Genomic DNA, 20,938 nt, shown 5'->3' with positions numbered 1-20,938 from the left:
CGCAGATAAACGCAGATAAACACAGATAAACACAGATAAAGATGGACAATCAAAAATCAAAACATGAGACTTTCAAACAACATCCTGTAAATCTTCAACTCCTGGACATCCTGATTCTGACATTTTTTAGGAATTTTTTGAAAAATTAGTATTTATTCTAGCATTTCCAGATCAATTCCTAAAGTGTTAAGTTGTTCAGGAGAAAGGGAACGTAATTTTTCCACAAGTTTTTCCCGCTTTTGTTTTTCAACTGCTGCACGTTCTTCACCTGTTAACAATAAATTCCCTGATTCATCCCACCAACGCAACCAAGGTAAATCAGCATTTTGATATAAACCTTGCCAAATTCCTAACTCTACCCCTAAAGGTTTAATGGGATAATGTCCCCGTTCATTGGGTGTCATTAATTGATAATTATTATCCACTAAATGATAAACTTCGACTTGTGCCTTTGCTACTTCATAAATGGCATAATAAGGAACACGGATAGCTTGTTCATAAACCCAAAATTTACCAACTTTTCCATCATTTCCTTGAGATGGTGGTGTTTTATTTCGTTCTTCTGTACCATCACCGGAGACAAATTCAATCACTATTAAAGGTGCAATATATTCTTTCCATAGCACATAAGAACGGCGCATTTTACCGTTTAAAGTTGGTGGTACATTGGGTACATAAAACCAATCTGGTGCTTCTGCACCTTTTTCTGGTGGATCTGTTAACCGCCAATATATCCCAGAATCTTGACCGATACAATATTGGCCGTCAGGATGCAGTTTTTCGAGAATAGGTTTAATAGAGTCTGTAATTAATATACTTTGGGGATGTTCCTGAAGATTTTGACCTACGGTACGCTTCGCTAACACAAATGTACCATCGGAGTCTGGTAGCTGGGTGTGGTCTGGTAATGTCAATACTGTGAGGGAAGTCATTATGCATAACCAAGATTGTATTTATATTTTATGTTTAAACTTCGATCCTGTATAAATCTTGATTCAGAAAAACGATGATCTTGATAAAATTTACATTTTAAGACTTGACAAGATGCGAAATTTACATTATATTTATGTTATCAGTGGAAATCTGTCCGCGCATATATAGTATAATTTTGTATCACAAAGATCCCCGACTTCTAGGATAATTGATTTTGATACAGGATGATTAGATCAAAGAAGTCGGGGATCTAAATTTTGTCAGAATCAGGATAACCAGGATTAAAGGATGTACAGGATGGTAATTTTTAGATGGTTTATAATCATTTAAATAAAATTATCAAAAAACATCCTGAAAATACCCAACATCCTCACAAACAATCATTCAATCACATCCTGAAAATCCTCAAATCCTGGACATCCTAATTCAGACAAATAAAATACCCAACATCCTCACAAACAATCATTCAATCACATCCTGCAAATCCTTAAATCCTGGACATCCTGATTCTGACAAATGCAAGGTTTAATTAAGATTTGAGAATGTACCAAAATTGTGATATTATATTATAAGACTTGATCAAGTAAAGATAAATAATTAATTCAACACAATTTTCATGAGGAGATAAATTTATGAGTTTAACTATTTCTGATGAAATTCTCCATTCTACAGGAATGACATCAAAAGAATTATTAATAGAAATTGCAGTGATGTTATTTGAAAAAGAAAAAGTTAGTTTAGGTAAAGCTAGTAAAATAGCTGAAATGAATTATGTAGAATTTCAGGAATTACTCGCTCAACGTAATATTTCCCTTCATTATGATGTTGCAGAATTTCAAGAAGATATGAAAACTCTTCAAGAAACAGGTTGGTTATGATTATTGTTAGTAACACATCACCAATTAGCAATTTAGCTAAAATTGATCACCTATTTTTACTGCAAGAAATTTATAGTGAAGTTATTATTCCTCAAGCAGTATATGATGAATTAACAGATATTAGAGCAGGAGAAAAAGTTAATAATGCTATAAAAAATGCTAATTTTCTCAAGAATAAACCTGTTATTAATTATCAATTAGTAAAAGATTTACAGCGAAATTTAGATAGGGGAGAATCTGAAGCAATTGTATTAGCAATAGAATTAAATGCTAATAAGTTGTTAATAGATGAAAGATTAGGAAGACAGGAAGCGATAAAATTAGGATTGTCTTTGACTGGAGTATTAGGTATATTGTTGATTGCTAAAAAAAGAGGATTAATTAATAATGTTAAATCTTTGATGGATAAGTTAATTTCTCACACAGCTTTTAGAATTGGTGATCAACTCTATTATACTATTTTGATAGAAGCTAATGAAAATTAGTAGTTTGTAGGGTGCGTTAGGAGTGCAAAAAGATCATAAAATACACCAATCAATTTACACGAAGTAACGCACCATTAATTATGATGCTTCACTGGTAAAATCTACCTTGTCATAAATATCAACAAGAGAAATTTCACAGTCAATAGAAGCTAAATTTAAACTATCATTACTATCTTCATATTCTAAAAATGTCCATTTTCTCCAATCTGTTTTAATATACTGTTCAACGTGCATTGTATATTGGTCAATTAAAATATATTCTTGAAAACTAGGAATAGTCCGATAAGCTGCAAATTTCTCATCTCGATCATAATCTTTGGTAGATTTTGATAATACCTCAGCTATCATTATTGGGTTAGTAATAGTATCATTTCTTCCTTCTGCGAATACCAGGGGAGTTTGCACAACCATAACATCAGGATAAGTGTGAATCCTTTTTTGAGGAATCCAAAGTCTTTGATCTGTAACAAAGACTTGATAGGGTTGACGTTTAAGAGCAAAATTTAGCACAGCATAAAAATTGCCAGTAATTTGGTTGTGATCTGGTGTTCCACCGATCATGGGTATAATTAAGCCATCTATATATTCGTGACGTATTTCTGAATTTATTTCAAATTCTAGATATTCTGCGGGTGAGTAGTATTGTGTTTCCTTTGCAAGAGTCATGATATTTATGCCAAAAACATGAATACTATACTTATACTTTAACCTCTAACTTAATTCGATATCCCAAAACATCTAAAAACTCAACTAAACTATAAATCTCATCTCCGAAACTTGCAGATAAAATCTGATCAAGTTGTTGATATTTCTGTTTAGCAGTTTCCGAAAGATTATTTGCTGCTAACCGTGCATCAATAATATTCTTTAATGCAGAACGTAAAACTTCAGGTTCACGGACTTCTTCATCCAATTGTAAAAAAGTTTCTAAATATGCAGCAGCTTCTTCAACATCTTGGAGAGATGAAATTAAATATTCCTTATAACTTTTACTTGTCGGTGTTATTACTTCTTTCATGATTTTTACAATTTTATTAAATTACTTTTATGGTCATACCAATTATTAACCATCGCAATAATATCATCTATTTTCTCATCATTCAGGTTTTTAAATTCCTCATTTTCATTAAATTTCAATGCCACATTATTTCCATCTTTGAGAATAGGTTCTAAAATCCATCTATAGTAACCTTCATCATTATCTAATGTAAAGAAAAACAAGCAAACGGGAAATGGTAAATCTCTCAAGACATTCAAATTGTTATATCTTTTATTTTTTAGCTTAAAAATACTATCATGCTGAATCAAATTAGAACTAGAAGCTGTTGCTTTCACTTCTACCCCAAACATTCTACCGCTAGACTTACCATCTTGGGTGATGGTTACTAATAAATCTAATCCTGTGTCTTTTTGTTGTTGAGAAACAATCAAATCATCACGACGAGTCAAGTAAACAACAGCTAAAGCTTCTGAACGGAAACCAATATACCAAGGTTGTTCTGTTTGCATTGTTTTATCTCCATTGTTGATCAGTAAATTGGGAACTTAAAATTTTCTGTATATTCTGTGTGTACGGTTGCCAAAAATTATTGACCTCATTCCAAAGGATTTCTCTATTCTGTTTATTAATAGGAAAATTAGTAGATAAACTTGAGAGAGATGTTAAATTTTCACCATTAGCAGAAACTAAATAACCGACTTCTTGAACTTCATCAATTCCCACTATATAAGTTGGTGCTGGATAAGATGCTATACCAATTACAGATTCCTTTTTTACTTGCACCTTTAAACGTTTATCTTTCTTAGTATAACCTTGTCTGGTAGTTTTGACTTGGACAAAAAAATAAGGAATATAACAACCAGCACCTACTAACTCAACAATAAAATCAACATACTGCCATTTATCTCCTAAAAACTGAGGCTTAAAAATGGGACCATCATCAGAGTGAAATTTAGTGATTAAAACTTCAAATATCCTCTCACCTCTTTGTCCGAGTGCATCCCTCATTATGTTATATATATCCCTATCTTAATTCAGTTATAATTTGCTTCCCAAAATATAGGGTAAGCAAAATTGCCCACCCCATATTAATTCACCTCTCTGCGCCTCTGCGTCTCTGCGTGAGCTTAACCTAAACTAAGCACCTTCCCGCAACTTATCCAACACACTGCGATCCTCAAGAGTAGAAGTATCTCCCGATACCTCCTGACCCGCAGCTAAATTCCGTAACAACCGACGCATAATTTTACCCGATCGCGTTTTTGGCAGTGCATCAGTAAACTTAATTTCCCCAGGACGAGCGATCGCACCAATTTCACTGACAACGTGCTTTTTCAGTTCCTTACTCAACTCCTCACTGGGTTGATAAGTTCCCTCTAAGGTCACAAAAGCTACAACTTCTTCACCCTTCAACTCATCAGGTTTACCAACCACCGCAGCCTCAGCAACCGCCGGATGGGAAACTAACGCAGATTCTACTTCCATAGTCCCTAAGCGGTGTCCAGACACATTTAGCACGTCATCCACACGACCCATGACCCAGAAATAGCCATCTTCATCCTTTCTTGCACCATCACCGGCAAAGTAAGTATATTTACCATCTTTGGGCGGAATATGTTCCCAATAAGTGCGACGGAAACGCTCAGGATCACCGTACACAGTCCGCATCATTCCCGGCCAAGGATGACGTACAGCTAAATAACCACCTTCATTGTCGGGAACTGTGTTACCTTCTAAATCCACAATATCCGCAATAATACCAGGGAAAGGACGGGTAGCAGAACCGGGTTTAGTGGGAATTGCACCGGGTAAAGGTGTAATCATAACACCACCAGTTTCCGTTTGCCACCAAGTATCAACTATCGGGCAACGTTCACCACCAATCACTTTATGATACCACATCCAAGCTTCGGGGTTGATAGGTTCACCGACAGTACCCAACAACCGCAAGGATGAAAGATTGCGGGATTTAGGATGGTGTTCACCCATTTTGATAAAGGCGCGGATAGCGGTAGGAGCAGTATAAAAAATCGTTACACCGTATTTTTCAATCACATCCCAGAAACAACCAAGATTAGATGCACGGGGCGCACCTTCATACATTACAGTAGTTGCACCGTTGGAAAGAGGACCATAAACAATATAGCTATGTCCCGTAATCCAACCTACATCAGCAGTACACCAATATACATCTGTGTCCTGTAAATCAAAAATCCATTTTGTGGTAATATGGCTGTATAGGTTATAACCGCCCGTAGTGTGTACTACCCCCTTGGGTTTACCCGTACTACCAGAGGTATAAAGAACAAATAGCATATCTTCGCTGTCCATTGGTTCAGCCGGACAGTCAGCGGATACACCTTGTTGTAAATCATGCCACCAGTGATCCCTTCCTGGTTCAATATGGGTTTTTTGACCGGTGCGTTTAACCACTAAGACATCTGTAACACTGGGTGCGGCGTTATCTGCTAAAGCTTTATCTACCTGTTCTTTAAGCGGTACAATTGCATCCTTACGCCAACCACCATCAGCAGTAACTACTACTTTTGCTTGAGCATCATTTAAGCGATCGCGCAAAGCTTCCGCACTAAAACCACCAAAAACAACGCTATGAGGTGCGCCTATTCTCGCACAGGCTAACATAGCAATAGCCGCTTCGGGTATCATGGGCATATAAATTCCCACGCGATCGCCCTTGTTCACACCCAACTGTTTGAGAACATTAGCAAATTGACAAACTTCACGATGTAACTGAGCATAAGTTAGCGTGCGAGAATCTCCCGGTTCACCTTCCCAAATCAAAGCCGCTTTGTTTTTACGCCAAGTCGTTAGATGTCTATCAAGACAGTTGTAAGAAATATTAATCTTGCCATTGACAAACCACTTCGCAAAAGGAGGTTGCCAATCTAGCACAGTATCCCATTTTTCAAACCAATGTAACTCATTTTCCGCTAAATCTGCCCAAAATTTCTCAGGGTCAGCTTTTGCGGTATCATAAAGACGCTGATAATCTTCCAAACTTTTGATTTGAGCTTTTTGGGAAAAATCACTAGCTGGATGAAACAGACGCTTTTCCTGTAGGATGGATTCTATCGTCGGTTGAGACATGATGAATTATGTAAACATTATTGTGACTGAAAACTATTGTTAGCAAAGTTTTGGCAAATATTGTTTAGATTTTCATTAAGCTAGATGAATCCAACTGTCTATCACAAAATTATCAAATTGTGTGATATCCCATTTTATTCCTTCTTTGTGTCCTTTGCGTCCTTTGCGGTTCGTTATCATATAATTTGTACATTTTAGACAGAACTAGAAGTAGATATCCCAGTAACCCAGTTGACAAAAGTCATAAATAAGCAAAAATAAGCCACTGAGCAGATAAAACCTAAAGAAAATATTAAGTATGATTGAGGGAAAGAAAAACAGTACATCTTGTACCGGGAAACAGGATAAGATAGAAAAGTATCAGCAAATAAAAAAGTGTATCCCCAGTTGCAGAAAATAAACAACCAGAGTGGTAGAGACTGAAACCAAAAGATAGTATACTAACTACTGTGGCAGTAAGTATTTTGCACCAGCTAACTGGGTAAAACCAGAGTTGTGAAATCCTCAAATTTTGGCAAATACAACCTTTGTCCAAAAATGTCAATACAATCTTTCTTTAATTAAGTAAATTTTACCAAAATTTTACTAAAACTTTACCAAAACTTTACCAAAACTTTACCAAAAACCAAACTTTAACACCAAATACACCAAAACATGAATCATATACATCTGTTCCCAGGTATAAATTGAAAACAAAATGTTTATTTAGTTTAGTGACTCAAAAGTAGGGCGTAGTTTGCAAGCAAAAGAAATAAAGGATAAACTAAAGTTATTAAGCGAGAGAGCCGCAACAATAGATCCTCAGTTAGCCAAAAGATTAAATGAGATCAATCGTTGGGTTAAATATACTCGCCCTGGTTCCCTGACTGCTAAACCTTATGTGCTTGCGTTTCTCCTAGAGGTAATTACAGACTCTACAATTTGGCTACTAATTAAATCATTACCTTCCGAAGCAGCCAGACAAGCAAAATTTGAGCAAATGACAGCCAATGAAAGGTATTGGTATGGTTATTTATTTCCTAAGTGGATCAACTCAACAGATGCCAAATTTTATATTTGGAAGAAAAAAATGATGGCAGGGGAGTTTAATCAGTTGGATGATGATATGATTAAATCAATAGCCCAAGATATTGTGCGTCGTGAAGGGAATGTTTGGCAGCGTTATATTGCTGACCTTTCTATGGCGACAGATTTAATCGTTAGTAATCATCAACACAAACCACTTTGTATTCAAATCACCAGTGTTAGTAAAGAATTTCATGGTCAAAAATATGAAAAGTGGCAAAATGCCCTGCAAATGTGGGAAATAGAGCGAGGATTGTTTTTAAGTTACAATCCTGGCGAAAATGATTTTATCAACCAGTTAGTAAATGTGGCGCTGTACAACAGTGATCATCTGTCCCAAGGAAAGTATGTCAACTTTTCCTGATATCCAATTGTTGATATTGAACACCTGAGTCCTTGCCTAAATCGTTACCTGTTTACGACAGCATTTATCAGCATTTATGCTTAACCAAAAAGAAATGAACAGCATTACTCAAGTAGATGAATTTGCTGAAATTTTAGCAGCAGCCCGCAGAATGCAACAAGACTGGTTAGAATATGGAGTAAATTATGTACATCTTTATGTTGAAGATGCCGATGGAGATTGGTTAGAAACATGGGATGATGATGAAATATTGAATCATTCTTTATTAGATACTATTAAAGAATTTTTAGTAAGTAATGATGATATAGCAGTAAAAATTAGGTATCGTTTACGAGATAGGCCACTGTTTGATTTAGCTGTAGATTTAGAAGAATGTTTGCGGATTTCTAGGGAAGATCAAAAAATATTAGCTATTAGCGATATTCTAGCGCGTTATCTTCATATTTGTGATCTTGATTTACTTGATTTAGCAAATAGTTTGCTGGATAAGTTGCTGTAATTTTCCCAGAACATATTTTAATTGTAGGGGTTTAGCATTCGGGTGATCACCTACTGCGGAAACTGTAGGGGCGAAGCTTATGGGCGATAATTTAACGGAAAAATCAGACATCTAGATATCCCATAAGCTTCGCCCTGCCCCCATAAATAAGTTCCATAATTTCTTTTCTGGAGATTGTCATTTTTCCAGAACATATTTTAATCGTAGGGGTTTAGCATTCGGGTGATCACCTACTGCGGAAACTGTAGGGGCGAAGCTTATGGGCGATAATTTAACGGAAAAATCAGACATCTAGATATCCCATAAGCTTCGCCCTGCCCCCATAAATAAGTTCCATCATTTCTTTTCTGGAGATTGTCATTTTCCCAGAACATATTTTAATCGTAGGGGTTTAGCATTCGGGTGATCACCTACTGCGGAAACTGTAGGGGCGAAGCTTATGGGCGATAATTTAACGGAAAAATCAGACATCTAGATATCCCATAAGCTTCGCCCTGCCCCCATAAATAGGTTCCATAATTTCTTTTCTGGAGATGTCTATTGATCTGCAATCTGCTTTATTGCTAGAGAGTAAGCTGTTACACAGCTAAATTGTATAATCCTAATATTCTCAACTATTGTTTAACAGGCAAGAGTCCTGTTCCACTTATACAAATTAAATGCACAACAGCTTATAATTGATTAAAAATAATAGCGGTTTGTTCTATGACAGTTCCACTTTTAGAACAGGAAACAGAAAAACTGATAACTGTACCTGGTGTTTCTTGGCAACAGTTTAAAACTATTGAAGTCCAGTTAGAAGAAAATCATGCTGTAAAATTGGCATATTTAGCAGGGGTGCTGGAAATAATGTCTCCTATTGGTGATAAACATGAATATGTGAAAAAAACCCTTTCCTATTTATTAGAAGCATACATGAGATATAAGGGGATTCGGTTTTATGGTAGGGGTGGTTTTACTTTAGAAGCAGCGGGTTATGCTTCGGGAACACCAGATGAATCTTATTGTATTGGTACTAATAAAGAAGTTCCTGATATTGTGATTGAAATTATCGTTAGTAGTGGTTCAATTAATAGAACTGAATTATATAAACCTAAGGGAGTTCCTGAAGTTTGGTTTTGGAGAAATCATAAAATTCAAATTTTTAGTTTAAATGCTGTTTTGGAATATGAGGAAGTTAACCGCAGTCGGTTTTTTCCAGATTTGGATCAAGAGTTATTATTGCGGTTTTTAGCTATTCCTGATCAATATGATGCGGTATCGCAATTTATTGATTTTATTAATGATAAATAAGATACCCATCTAATTCTTTTATTAATCCACGTTTTACAGCTTCACTTAATGCAGTAGCTTTTCTCAATAAACCTTCCTGATAAATTTGCATTAGTGCTTGTAATTCAGGATGTTCTGATTCTGTGAGAATACCAGCTTGTTGTCTGTCTAGCAACTCACTCAAACGTCTATCTTCTTCCGGTTTCATTTGTAATTCCGTCAACTCTAAAACTTGTTGATCAGAAAGTTTTAAAATGGGTTCAATTTTCATTTTTGCTATCTCCGTTCTTCCCGTTCTTCCCACTCATCACGCATCTGATTTACCAATTCTTGGGCATCTTTTCCTGCAAGTAAATTGGGAGCAATACCATGAAAATCAGTTACTTTATACTTGGGCTTTGGAGTTACTGCAACTGCTTCTACTGATTGCTTAATCTCCTTTACCAAATACTCTAATATCCCCATTTTTTCTATTAGACTTAATTGCTCGATTTCACTGATAACAGACTCAATGGAAAGGCTCATATTTTTAGATGATTAGTTTTATATTTTGATGATCAAGGATTTTACCATAATTTATTATATCTTAACACTTTAGATTAACTAATATATTGTTTTTGCAATAATTCTTTACTTATTTTCTCTTGTCTTTGCATCAAAAATCACATATAATTATTATAATTAAACGCAAATGAACGCCGATTAACGCAGATAGAAAAACAGGTTAATTAGTCAGCTTTTAGTAATTTATGTCCAGATTATTAGTCACCCAATATCAAACAGAAGTCCAAAAAATCATTCAGTTTGGTGGTTCAAGAAAGGAAACTTCTATTCGTTTCGCTTTTCAAAATCTGTTAAATGAATATTGCAAACCTCGTGATTTTTTACTTATTCCTGAATTAGATTTTAAATTACCTAATGGTAAAGTCGTTTATCCCGATGGTACAGTTAAAGATGCTTTGCGGTTAGATTGGGGTTACTGGGAAGCTAAAGACGAATATGATAATTTAGATCAGGAAATTGAGAAGAAATTAAATAAGGGTTATCCTGATAGTAATATTTTATTTGAAGATTCCCAAACTGCCGTTTTAATTCAAGGTGGTACAGAAACAATGCGCGTATCTATGCAAGATGCAGACGCGCTAGATGGTATTATTAATAACTTTATAAATTTTGTTCGTCCTGAAGTGCGGGACTTTCGAGAAGCGATAGAGGTTTTTAAACAAGACATTCCCATTATATTAGATTCTCTCAGAAAGTTGATTGATTGTCAAGAGGGGAATAATCAATCTTTTGAAACTGCAAGAAATAAGTTTTGGGAACTTTGTAAAAAGTCCATTAACCCGGAAATTAGTTTGTTAGATATTCGGGAAATGATGATTCAACATATTTTGACTGAGGATATTTTTATTAATATTTTCAGTGAGTCGCAGTTTCATCAAGAAAATAATGTTGCGAGGGAGTTACAAGGGGTAATTTCGACGTTTTTTACTGGAAGTTTAAAGCGGAATACTTTGGGAAGTATTGAAAGATATTATGCGGTAATTAAAAGAACTGCTGCTAATATTGTTAATCATCAAGAAAAACAGAAGTTTCTCAAAGCATTATACGAGAATTTTTATAAAGCATATAATCCCAAAGCTGCGGATAGATTGGGTATTGTGTATACTCCTAATGAAATAGTTAGGTTTATGATTGAAAGTGTGGATTTTTTAGTACATAAACATTTTGGTAAGTTGTTAGGGGATAAAGATGTAGAAATTTTAGATCCTGCGACGGGTACGGGTACGTTTATTACTGAGTTAATTGATTATTTACCTCCCCATAGTTTACAGCATAAATATAAACATGAGATTCATTGTAATGAGGTGGCAATTTTACCTTATTATATAGCGAATTTGAATATTGAATATACTTATAAACAGAAGATGGGGGTGTATGAGGAGTTTGAAAATATTTGTTTTGTGGATACTTTGGATAATACGTTGTTTGCAGGTAAACAAATGGATTTATTTGCAATGACTTTGGAGAATACGGAGAGGATTAAAAGACAGAATGATCGGACTATTTCGGTAATTATTGGAAATCCTCCTTATAATGCAAAGCAGGAAAATTTTAATGATAATAATGCAAATCGTAGTTATCAGAATATTGATAAGTTGATTAAGGAAAGTTATGTAAAATATAGCAAAGCGCAAAATAATATTGTTCTTTATGATATGTACACTAGATTTATTAGATGGGCTTCTGATAGACTAGGTAAAAATGGGATTATTGCGTTTGTTTCTAATAGTTCATTTATAGACTCTTTGACTTATGATGGGTTTAGAAAAGTTGTAGCTAAAGAATTTAGTGAAATTTATATTATTGATACTAAAGGAAATGCAAGAACAAGCGGAGAAAGAAGAAGAAAAGAAGGAGGTAATGTTTTTAGTAATGAAATTAGAGTAGGTGTAGCTGTTTATTTTTTAGTGAGGAATGAAAAAGCGGAAGGTTTTAAGGTTTATTATAATGCAATTGCAGATTATACAGATGCAGATGAGAAGAAAAAATATTTTAGTTCTCAGAAATTTAGGGATTTAGGTTTTACTCATATTACACCAGATGATAATGGTAATTGGATAAATCAAGCTGATAATGATTTTGATAGTCTTTTACCTTTGGTTGATAAAGATGTGAAAGCAGGTAAAGCAGAAGAAGCTGTTTTTAAGTTGTTTTCTTTAGGTGTACAGACTAAAAGAGATGAATGGATTTATGACCTAGATAAATCAGTTTTAGTAGAAAAAATGATAAATATGATTGACGTATATAATTCATGTATTGATAATAAATTGATAAACAATTATATTAAATGGAGTTCTTCGCTAGAAATTTATTTTAATAACGGGATCAAAGTTATTTTTAATCAAGATTTAATAAGGTTATCTTTGTATAGGCCATATTTTAAGTTATATCACTACACAGAAAAAATATTTAATGATAGATTGACCCAAAATCATTATGAAATATTTTCACAAACATTAAATAATGAAAATAAAATTATTGCTATACCAGGACTGTCTTCTCCTAAAGATTTTCACTGTATAGCATTAGAAATAATTATTGATTTAAACTGCTTACCTGCAAATTCTCAATGTCTCCCCTTATATCGTTACGACAAAGAAGGAAACCGCATTGATAACATAACAGACTGGGGATTAAAACAAATTCAAACCCATTATCAAAATGAAACAATCACCAAAATAGACATTTTCCATTATACTTATGCAGTATTACATAACCCAGAATACCGCAAAAAATACGAACTCAATTTAAAACGCGAATTTCCCCGTTTACCCTATTACGAAAACTTCCAAAAATGGGTGAACTGGGGAAAACAACTCATGGAAATTCATATCAATTATGAAACAGTCACACCTTATAATTTAACCCGTGTGGATATTCCCTTAAAAGACACCCCTTCGACTTCGCTCACCCCTTCGACTTCGCTCAGGGACCGACAAAAAACCATCAAAGTTAAATTGAAAGCAGATAAAAATAAAGGTGTAATCATCTTAGATGATATTACCACATTAACAGGAGTTCCTGAAATAGCTTGGGAATATATGTTAGGAAATCGGAGTGCATTAGAATGGATATTAGATCAATATAAAGAAAAGAAACCCAAAGATCCCACCATTGCGGAAAAGTTTAATACTTATCGGTTTGCAGACTATAAAGAACAGGTAATAGATTTGTTGATGAGAGTGTGTACCGTCAGTGTAGAGACAATGAAAATAATTAAAGAGATGTCAGAATCAGGATAACCAGGATTAAAGGATGTACAGGATAGAATATTAACATTTTAACGTAGATAATTTTTGTCTTTTCTCTGCGTTCCCTGCGTCTCTGCGGTTCGTTAAAAAAAAGAATTTGTCTGAATCAGGATCACCAGGATTAAAAGATTTACAAGATGGAATAATTCGTAATTTTCAAACTTTTGTCACCTGTAACCTTATAATATATGGTATAATAAAATATGACTCACATTAATTTTTTAGTCAATCTAAAATTATGACTGAATCAGTACAATATATAACTAACACCCAAGGAGAAAGAATTGGTGTGTTGTTAAATATGGAAACTTACCAACAGTTAACCAATTTATCAACAGATTCAGAATTATTAATTGGTTTAACTGAGAATGAATTACAAGCGTTAGCAGAAACTTCCTTATCTGTGAAAAGTCAAACTGAATTGAATGATTTATTGATGAAAAATGCTGAAAATAAATTATCTGATGAAGAAATTGAAACTTTAGATAAATTAATAGCGCAGGTTGATCAATTGAATATCCTGAAAACTAGAGCAAGATATACGTTATTTTGTCTGAATCAGGATGTCCAAGATTAAAGGATGTACAGGATGAAGTTTATCTTTTTCATCAGGATAATGACAATGAACAGCATCTTTAATTAATTCTCGTAGTTCTGGAAGACTATCAGCTTGAGTAAAAATTGATTGATTAATTGCTTTAGCAATATAACCACCTTCATCATCTTCTTCCACTAGAAAAATAATTTCTTTGATATTATTTTCAGGCATTATTGGCATAATGTGTAATTTTCAATCATGAAATTTTAGGTTATGATTATAATATCATAATTATTGGTATTTTTTCTCTGTGTTTCTGTGGTGCGATAAAAAAAGAAATGTCTGAATCAGGATGTCCAGAATTTAAGGATTTACAGGATGGAATAATTCGTAATTTTAAAATTACTGTCACCTATCACCTATCACCTGTCACCAGTCACCTATCACCTATCACCAGTCACCAGTCACCAATCACCAGTCACCAGTCAACTGTCACCTAATTTTGTCAGAATCATGGTAAACTAGCAAAAGTAGCAATTTATTACAGTAGCTATCGTAAAAATATATATTGCTGTTAATTTAAAATTTTCCGTTGTTTGAGAAATTGGAATGCTAGACCAAATATTTGATTACTTACACTTTCATATTAGTCTTGAAGCACTGATAGTATTACTGATCCTAGTTTTTTTAGAAGCGGTACTATCCGCAGATAACGCGATCGCCCTCGCTGCGATCGCCCAAGGACTAGAAGATCAAAAACTAGAACGTCAAGCATTAAACATTGGTTTAGTATTCGCTTATGTTTTAAGAATTACCCTACTGCTAACAGCTACTTGGGTACAAAAATTCTGGCAATTTGAATTATTGGGTGCTGCTTACCTGTTGTGGTTGGTATTCCAACACTTCACATCCCAGGAAGACGAAGATCATCATCATCACGGACCCAAATACAGTTCTCTATGGCAAGTTATACCAGTAATTGCCTTTACAGATTTAGCCTTTTCCTTAGATAGTGTGACAACAGCGATCGCCGTTTCCCAAGAAACCTGGTTAGTCCTCACCGGTACAACCATCGGTATCGTCACCCTGCGATTTATGGCCGGGTTATTTATTCGCTGGTTAGATGAATATGAAAATTTAGCAGACGCAGGTTATATCACTGTAGCGTTTGTGGGTTTACGTCTATTAATCAAAGTCATTAACGAAGCTTTAGTACCACCGCAATGGATCATGGTAAGTGCGATCGCCATAGTTTTAACCTGGGGTTTTTCCAAACGCACAGAAGTAGAAATCAAAACCCAAGAACCAGAAAAAACAGAAGTTAAATAGGGAATGGTGACAGGTGATTGGTGACTGGGGACTGGGGACTGGGTGGGGACTGGGGACTGGTGACTGGGGACTGGGGACTGGGTAAGAGTTTTTACCAATTACCCATTACCCATTACCCATTACCAATTACCAATTACCAAACTATTCTTTCAACCAGGGAGCTAAATGAGGAGTCCAGCTAACCAACTCCTCATCCTTAAACCACAGTTTAATTTCTCGTTGTGCAGTTTCAATCGCATCAGAACCGTGGATCAAGTTCCGACCAATATTAATCCCAAAATCACCGCGAATAGTACCAGGTTCAGAGGTTAAAGGATTGGTAGCACCAATAATTTTTCTTGCAGAAGCAACCACACCTTCACCTTGCCAAACCATCGCCACCACGGGTCCAGAAGTAATAAATTCTACTAACCCAGCAAAAAAAGGTCTTTCCCGGTGAACATCATAATGTTGTTCAGCCAACTCTTTACTGACGTTGATCAACTTTAAGCCTACCAGGGTAAAGCCTTTAGTTTCAAAACGACGGATAATTTCACCCACCAACCCGCGTTGAACTCCATCAGGCTTGATTGCTAAAAAAGTGCGTTCCAAAGCTGTCTCCAAAAGCATAAAAAAGTTATCTGGGTTAATTGTCAATTGTATGTCCGTCTTTTGTCTAGTATTTACAGGAAGAAATAAGACAGGGGGCAGGAGGCAGCTCACAGGGGTAGGTTTTTAATATTATCTGTTAAGGCAGGACTAGGAAGACAAGGAGGGAAAGTAGACAAGGAAGATTTTATCAGCACAATAGTCTTTTTGTTACCAAGAAAAGATGATTTTGTACGGTTTTCCTCCCTTGTCCACTGTCCTTCCTTGTCCCCCAAGTCTTGCCCTCACGACAATGTAAAATACCTACCCTTCTGCCTCCTGCCTCCTTCCTTAACTGATTGTTAACCAAGAAAAAATCTTTCTAGGTGCATATCTGTTATTAGACGAATGCGTTAAATTGTTAGTTCGTGGGTGATATACAGAGGTCAGGAAGAAATGGGTGTTGAGTCAACTACTGATGAGATGGTGAAAGTGCCTACCAATGGTCATAAATCAGATAAATCAGATAAATCAGAAGTGAAAAACCAAAAGCACAAGAAACTGTTACCACCTAGCACCATGTCAGGGGATTTATCTCGGACTTGGAAAATTGAGGATAGTGAGGACTTATACCGCATTGAAGGTTGGGGTAAGCCTTATTTTTCCATTAATGCTGCTGGTCATGTGACAGTTTCTCCCAAGGGCGATCGCGGGGGTTCTCTAGATTTATTTGAATTAGTCAATGCTTTAAAACAACGAAATTTGGGACTTCCGTTGTTAATTCGCTTTTCTGATATTTTGGAAGACCGGATAGAGCGATTAAACGCTTGTTTTGCGAAAGCGATCGCTCGTTATAATTATCCCGGTGTTTATCGTGGTGTTTTCCCTGTCAAATGTAACCAAGAAAGGCACTTAATTGAAGATTTGGTCAGATTTGGCAAACCGCATCAATTTGGGCTAGAAGCCGGTTCTAAGCCGGAATTAATGATTGCTCTCGCTGTATTGGATACACCAGGAGCATTGTTAGTTTGCAACGGCTACAAAGACCGAGAATACATTGAAACGGCAATGTTAGCCCAAAAACTCGGACAAACACCGATTATCGTCTTAGAACAAATTGAAGAAGTAGATATAGCCATTGCAGCTAGTCATCAGTTAGGTATTAAACCGATTTTAGGTGTACGGGCAAAATTAAGCACCCAAGGCATGGGACGCTGGGGAACATCCACAGGCGATCGCGCTAAGTTTGGCTTAACCATCCCGGAAATTATGGAAGCAGTGGAAAAACTCAAAGAAGCCAATTTACTCGATTCTTTGCAGTTGTTACACTTCCATATCGGTTCGCAAATTTCCGCCATCAATGTGATTAAAGATGCCATTCAAGAAGCCAGTCGCATTTATGTAGAATTAGCGATGTTAGGCGCAGACATGAAATATCTCGATGTCGGTGGTGGTTTAGGCGTAGATTACGACGGTTCCCAAACCAACTTCTACGCCTCCAAAAACTACAATATGCAAAACTATGCTAACGATATTGTAGCAGAATTAAAAGATACTTGTTCAGAACGGCAGATTCCCGTACCTACACTGATTAGTGAAAGTGGTAGAGCGATCGCGTCTCATCAGTCAGTTCTCATCTTTGATGTTCTTAGTACCAGTGATGTACCCCGCGATACCCCAGAAGAACCACAAGAAGGAGAATCACCAATTATTAGGTATTTGTGGGAAACCTATCAATCCATCAACAAAGAGAACTATCAAGAATTTTACCACGACGCAGCCCAATTCAAAGAAGAAGCCATCAGCCGTTTTAACTTGGGAATTTTAAGACTCAAAGAACGGGCTAAAGCCGAGCGTTTATACTGGGCTTGTTGCCACAAAATTCTGGAAATTACCAAACAACAAGAATACGTACCCGATGAACTGGAAGACCTAGAAAAAATCATGGCTTCCATCTACTATATCAATCTTTCCGTATTTCAATCAGCGCCTGATTGTTGGGCAATTGATCAACTATTCCCCATCATGCCCATACATAAGCTAGATAAAGAACCCACCCAAAGAGGAATTTTAGCAGACCTCACCTGTGACAGTGATGGTAAAATTGACCGATTTATTGATTTACGAGATGTCAAATCAGTTTTAGAACTGCATAAATTCAAACCTAACGAACCCTATTATCTGGGAATGTTCCTCAACGGCGCTTACCAAGAAATCATGGGTAACTTACATAACCTCTTTGGTGACACAAACGCCGTTCATATCCAACTCACACCCAAAGGCTACCAAATAGAACACGTTGTCAAGGGTGATACCATGAGAGAAGTCGTAAGTTACGTACAATACGACTCAGAAGACATGGTAGAAAACATCCGCCAGCGTTGTGAACAAGCCTTAGAAGAAAACCGCATTACCCTAGCCGAATCTCAAAGACTGCTACAAACTTACGAGCAAAGTCTCATGAGATATACTTACTTGAATAATAGTTAGGACTAGTGGTTGGTAATTGGTAATTGGTAATTGAAAAAACTTGTACCCATTACCCATTACCCATTACCCATTACCCATTACCCATTACCCATTACCCATTACCTAAATTATGCTTGTCCCTAACAATTCGGCGATCGCTTGGTGTTCTAAAGGAATTTCCGAAGGTGGAGTTTGACGTGCATCTGTAATTAACCAGTCTAAAGCGGCTGCTTGCACATCAATAGCCGCACCGGTCTTATCCACACAATAACGACCAAATACCAGCTTATCAACCAAACGGACTCCCGGACTCAAGCGCGACCATTCAAATATCACACTATTATCTACTGTTGCACCACTACAAATCCAGCAATTAGGTCCAATCATCGTCGGTCCAACAATTTTCGCACCATCTTCAATTCTTGTCATCCCACCAATGTAAACAGGTCCAGTAATATCCACCTTATCCCAATTCACAGCTACATTCAAACCAGTGTAAATACCAGGGGCGACTTCATAACCAGGAATCTGCACATTTTTAATTTCACCCAACAGCACACCGCGAATAGCTCGCCAATAATCAGGTACTTTACCAATATCTACCCATTCAAAATCCATCGGAATGGCATAAAAAGGCGCATTGATTTTTACAAGTTCCGGGAATAATTGACTACCAATATCATACTCAACCCCAGAAGGAATATATTTAAACACCTCTGGTTCAAAAATATAAATACCCGTGTTGATATTTGTGCTGAGTGCTTCCTCTATCGAAGGTTTTTCTTGGAAAGCCTTAATGCGGTTATCATCATCTGTGACAACCACACCATAACTAGAAACTTCTTCCTTGGGAACAGACTTAGTAATAATGGTAGCAATTGAACCTTTAGATTTATGCCACTTTACCGCCGCAGTTAAATCTAAATCAATTAAAGCATCACCACACAAGACCACAAACGTATCATCAAAAAAAGGCGAAAAGTCTTGGATACGGCGCATCCCCCCAGCCGAACCTATGGCTTCCCCGACCAGTTTACCATCATCATCAATTTTCCCTTCAAAAGAATAGGCAATCTGCACACCAAACCGCTGACCATCACGGAAATAATTTTCAATTTCCTCAGCTAAATGGCTAACATTCACCATAATCTCGTTAAAACCATGTTGACGCAATAGCTCTAGCAAAAATTCCATCACTGGCTTTTGCAAGATGGGAATCATTGGTTTGGGAATGGTATATGTAATAGGACGTACACGAGTGCCTTTACCCGCTGCGAGAATCATCGCTTTCATAATTTTTTTTCCTTAACTATTCCTCAACTATTCCTCAACCACAAGCCAGTTTACTGTTTTTATCCCGTGATACTTAATCATCACTAAGTTATATTTATCAATGTACTAGGATTCTGGATTTTGCTCACGAATATTTTAGTTTATGGTCGTTTATAGTCGTTTATTGTCGTTTATGGGGTTGCACGGTTGGCTGAATTAGGTAAACGGATTGTGATCTCCTGATAAAATTCTTCCTGATATAGCTCTACTTTAGATTGTGCAGACAGCAGCAGTAAAGCCCAAAAAACGCTCACCATGTCGCCATTTTCTGATTCATGGTCAGAATCATTTGCATTTGCTGATTTTTTCCCTGCTTGCTTTGTCTGAGTCCACAATTTTACCAGTTGTTCTAGATTCCAACATTGTTCCTGTACATTTAACTCCCTTGCAGAAAGATGCAGCACCTGTTCTAGTTCTGAAGCTACTTCTGTTAAATTTTCTTGGTGAGCTAATTCTAATGCCTCCCGCATCGTTTTCATACTCGGCTGACGCTTAGGACGGATAGGTTTGCTGGTTTTCTCTACCCGTTTTAGCTGGTTAGCCATAATCTGCAATTGCTCAATTAGCTCTTGCAGGGTCACACGACGCTTTGGTGGTGGCATTGCTGCTGGACGACGACGCAACTGTCGCTCTAATTGCAAACGTTGAACATTGTATAATTCACTATCCGCAATATCCAGCATTGCATCATCAGACACATTATCTATAATATTATCTACGGTTGACAATTGCATTAAAGTATTAGCTTTAAATAGTACAAGCATGGATGCTGACAAAAAAGCCTGTCCCGATTGAGACAAATCAGTTTCATAACCTCTAGCGGTGGTTTGTGGTGACATTAGTTCTAGGTAACGGTCAATCACTTCTATCACCTGCACATCCCAAGGGTCTATTTCTCCCTTTTCGGCTTGTTCAATCAAGTGTGTAATCGTTTCTAATAGTTTTTGGGCATCCATTAATTTATCAGGAGTCAGGAGTCAGGAGTCAGGAGTTCAGGAGTCAGGAGTCAGGAGTTCAGGAGTCAGGAGTTCAGGAGTTCAGGAGTCAGGAGTCAGGAGTTCAGGAGGAAGAAGGTAAATATTTTTCCCCAGTCACCAGTCACCAGTCACCAGTCACCAGTCACCAGTCACCAGTCACCAGTCCCCAGTCACCAGTCCCCAGTCACCAGTCCCCAGTCACCAGTCCCCAGTCACCAGTCACCAGTCACCAGTCACCAGTCACCAGTCACCAGTCACCAGTCACCAGTCACCAGTCACCAGTCACCAGTCACCAGTCACCAGTCAC

Annotated in this window: 23 protein-coding genes; 11 read left to right on the top strand and 12 right to left on the bottom strand. The window is 36.6% G+C overall.

The annotated features are described in order from the left end of the window. Positions 1-152: 152 nt before the first annotated feature. Positions 153-932 (bottom strand): Uma2 family endonuclease, encoded by a 780-nt coding sequence (locus tag H6F45_RS21835; protein ID WP_190348368.1) that lies wholly within the window; start codon positions 930-932, stop codon positions 153-155. A 633-nt stretch (positions 933-1,565) separates the two neighbouring features. Between H6F45_RS21835 and H6F45_RS21830 the strand changes: the two genes are divergently transcribed. Then, positions 1,566-1,811: a UPF0175 family protein gene (locus H6F45_RS21830; RefSeq protein WP_096565667.1), complete on the top strand. Its 246-nt coding sequence runs from the start codon at positions 1,566-1,568 to the stop codon at positions 1,809-1,811. Beyond that, positions 1,808-2,296, top strand: a complete 489-nt coding sequence (locus H6F45_RS21825; RefSeq protein ID WP_096565665.1) for a DUF3368 domain-containing protein — start codon at positions 1,808-1,810, stop codon at positions 2,294-2,296. Before H6F45_RS21830 ends, H6F45_RS21825 begins: the two co-directional genes overlap by 4 nt. Before the next feature lie 78 nt (positions 2,297-2,374). Here the strand turns inward: H6F45_RS21825 and H6F45_RS21820 are convergent, their stop codons facing one another. From H6F45_RS21820 to acs, 5 genes are all read right to left on the bottom strand, one after another. Further along, a complete protein-coding gene (locus tag H6F45_RS21820; protein WP_190348367.1) occupies positions 2,375-2,962 on the bottom strand; it encodes a Uma2 family endonuclease in 588 nt (195 codons plus the stop codon). 31 nt (positions 2,963-2,993) lie between these two features. Next, entirely contained in the window at positions 2,994-3,314 is a 321-nt protein-coding gene (locus H6F45_RS21815) for a transcriptional regulator (protein ID WP_096565661.1), read from the bottom strand. A 5-nt stretch (positions 3,315-3,319) separates the two neighbouring features. Beyond that, positions 3,320-3,805 carry a DUF4365 domain-containing protein gene (locus H6F45_RS21810; RefSeq protein ID WP_137667474.1) on the bottom strand — a complete coding sequence of 162 codons (486 nt, stop codon included), beginning with the start codon at positions 3,803-3,805 and terminating at the stop codon, positions 3,320-3,322. A 4-nt stretch (positions 3,806-3,809) separates the two neighbouring features. Further along, positions 3,810-4,304: a DUF4365 domain-containing protein gene (locus tag H6F45_RS21805; RefSeq protein ID WP_190348366.1), complete on the bottom strand. Its 495-nt coding sequence runs from the start codon at positions 4,302-4,304 to the stop codon at positions 3,810-3,812. 129 nt (positions 4,305-4,433) lie between these two features. After that, positions 4,434-6,404: an acetate--CoA ligase gene (acs, locus tag H6F45_RS21800; protein ID WP_137667475.1), complete on the bottom strand. Its 1,971-nt coding sequence runs from the start codon at positions 6,402-6,404 to the stop codon at positions 4,434-4,436. A 736-nt stretch (positions 6,405-7,140) separates the two neighbouring features. Between acs and H6F45_RS21795 the strand changes: the two genes are divergently transcribed. From H6F45_RS21795 to H6F45_RS21785, 3 genes are all read left to right on the top strand, one after another. Beyond that, a complete protein-coding gene (locus H6F45_RS21795; protein WP_096565653.1) occupies positions 7,141-7,833 on the top strand; it encodes a hypothetical protein in 693 nt (230 codons plus the stop codon). A 76-nt stretch (positions 7,834-7,909) separates the two neighbouring features. Further along, the gene (locus H6F45_RS21790; protein WP_190348365.1) at positions 7,910-8,332 is read left to right on the top strand and encodes a hypothetical protein; all 423 of its coding nucleotides are present in this window, start codon (positions 7,910-7,912) and stop codon (positions 8,330-8,332) included. A 705-nt stretch (positions 8,333-9,037) separates the two neighbouring features. Then, on the top strand, positions 9,038-9,625 hold the full coding sequence (locus H6F45_RS21785; protein ID WP_190348364.1) for a Uma2 family endonuclease: 588 nt from the start codon (positions 9,038-9,040) through the stop codon (positions 9,623-9,625). On the opposite strand, the gene H6F45_RS21780 is transcribed toward H6F45_RS21785, so the two are convergent. Next, entirely contained in the window at positions 9,612-9,875 is a 264-nt protein-coding gene (locus H6F45_RS21780; RefSeq protein WP_236104059.1) for a hypothetical protein, read from the bottom strand. The two genes, H6F45_RS21785 and H6F45_RS21780, sit on opposite strands and share 14 nt — an antisense overlap. A 5-nt stretch (positions 9,876-9,880) precedes the next feature. After that, positions 9,881-10,129: a hypothetical protein gene (locus H6F45_RS21775; RefSeq protein WP_137667478.1), complete on the bottom strand. Its 249-nt coding sequence runs from the start codon at positions 10,127-10,129 to the stop codon at positions 9,881-9,883. A gap of 224 nt (positions 10,130-10,353) precedes the next feature. Between H6F45_RS21775 and H6F45_RS21770 the strand changes: the two genes are divergently transcribed. Then, positions 10,354-13,410 carry a type ISP restriction/modification enzyme gene (locus tag H6F45_RS21770; RefSeq protein WP_190348363.1) on the top strand — a complete coding sequence of 1,019 codons (3,057 nt, stop codon included), beginning with the start codon at positions 10,354-10,356 and terminating at the stop codon, positions 13,408-13,410. Between the two features lie 247 nt (positions 13,411-13,657). Beyond that, complete coding sequence (locus H6F45_RS21765) at positions 13,658-13,996, top strand: hypothetical protein (RefSeq protein WP_187040643.1); 339 nt, start codon at positions 13,658-13,660, stop codon at positions 13,994-13,996. On the opposite strand, the gene H6F45_RS21760 is transcribed toward H6F45_RS21765, so the two are convergent. Next, positions 13,964-14,197, bottom strand: a complete 234-nt coding sequence (locus tag H6F45_RS21760; RefSeq protein WP_096565641.1) for a 2-oxoisovalerate dehydrogenase — start codon at positions 14,195-14,197, stop codon at positions 13,964-13,966. The two genes, H6F45_RS21765 and H6F45_RS21760, sit on opposite strands and share 33 nt — an antisense overlap. Before the next feature lie 98 nt (positions 14,198-14,295). Between H6F45_RS21760 and H6F45_RS21755 the strand changes: the two genes are divergently transcribed. The 3 genes from H6F45_RS21755 (at position 14,296) to H6F45_RS21745 (ending at position 15,468) form a co-directional block, all read left to right on the top strand. Beyond that, positions 14,296-14,457, top strand: a complete 162-nt coding sequence (locus tag H6F45_RS21755) for a hypothetical protein (RefSeq protein WP_190348362.1) — start codon at positions 14,296-14,298, stop codon at positions 14,455-14,457. 109 nt (positions 14,458-14,566) lie between these two features. Continuing rightward, positions 14,567-15,286 (top strand): DUF475 domain-containing protein, encoded by a 720-nt coding sequence (locus H6F45_RS21750; protein WP_190348361.1) that lies wholly within the window; start codon positions 14,567-14,569, stop codon positions 15,284-15,286. A 20-nt stretch (positions 15,287-15,306) separates the two neighbouring features. Continuing rightward, positions 15,307-15,468, top strand: a complete 162-nt coding sequence (locus H6F45_RS21745; RefSeq protein WP_190348360.1) for a hypothetical protein — start codon at positions 15,307-15,309, stop codon at positions 15,466-15,468. Here the strand turns inward: H6F45_RS21745 and ndk are convergent. After that, entirely contained in the window at positions 15,428-15,877 is a 450-nt protein-coding gene (ndk, locus tag H6F45_RS21740; protein WP_096572562.1) for a nucleoside-diphosphate kinase, read from the bottom strand. The two genes, H6F45_RS21745 and ndk, sit on opposite strands and share 41 nt — an antisense overlap. Positions 15,878-16,309: 432 nt before the next feature. On the opposite strand from ndk, the gene speA reads away from it, so the two are divergent. After that, positions 16,310-18,343: a biosynthetic arginine decarboxylase gene (gene speA, locus H6F45_RS21735; protein ID WP_137668113.1), complete on the top strand. Its 2,034-nt coding sequence runs from the start codon at positions 16,310-16,312 to the stop codon at positions 18,341-18,343. Positions 18,344-18,445: 102 nt separating this feature from the next. Here the strand turns inward: speA and H6F45_RS21730 are convergent, their stop codons facing one another. Together H6F45_RS21730 and H6F45_RS21725 are read right to left on the bottom strand one after the other, a co-directional pair. Then, complete coding sequence (locus tag H6F45_RS21730; protein ID WP_137668112.1) at positions 18,446-19,615, bottom strand: NDP-sugar synthase; 1,170 nt, start codon at positions 19,613-19,615, stop codon at positions 18,446-18,448. 170 nt (positions 19,616-19,785) lie between these two features. Next, positions 19,786-20,610 carry a ScpA family protein gene (locus tag H6F45_RS21725; RefSeq protein ID WP_190348359.1) on the bottom strand — a complete coding sequence of 275 codons (825 nt, stop codon included), beginning with the start codon at positions 20,608-20,610 and terminating at the stop codon, positions 19,786-19,788. Positions 20,611-20,938 lie beyond the last annotated feature (328 nt).

Origin of the sequence: Sphaerospermopsis sp. FACHB-1194 (assembly GCF_014696235.1) — a bacterium.
Classification (GTDB): domain Bacteria; phylum Cyanobacteriota; class Cyanobacteriia; order Cyanobacteriales; family Nostocaceae; genus Sphaerospermopsis; species Sphaerospermopsis kisseleviana.
The sequence above is the reverse complement of the archived record's forward strand: the minus strand, read 5'-3'. Positions and strand labels throughout refer to the sequence as shown.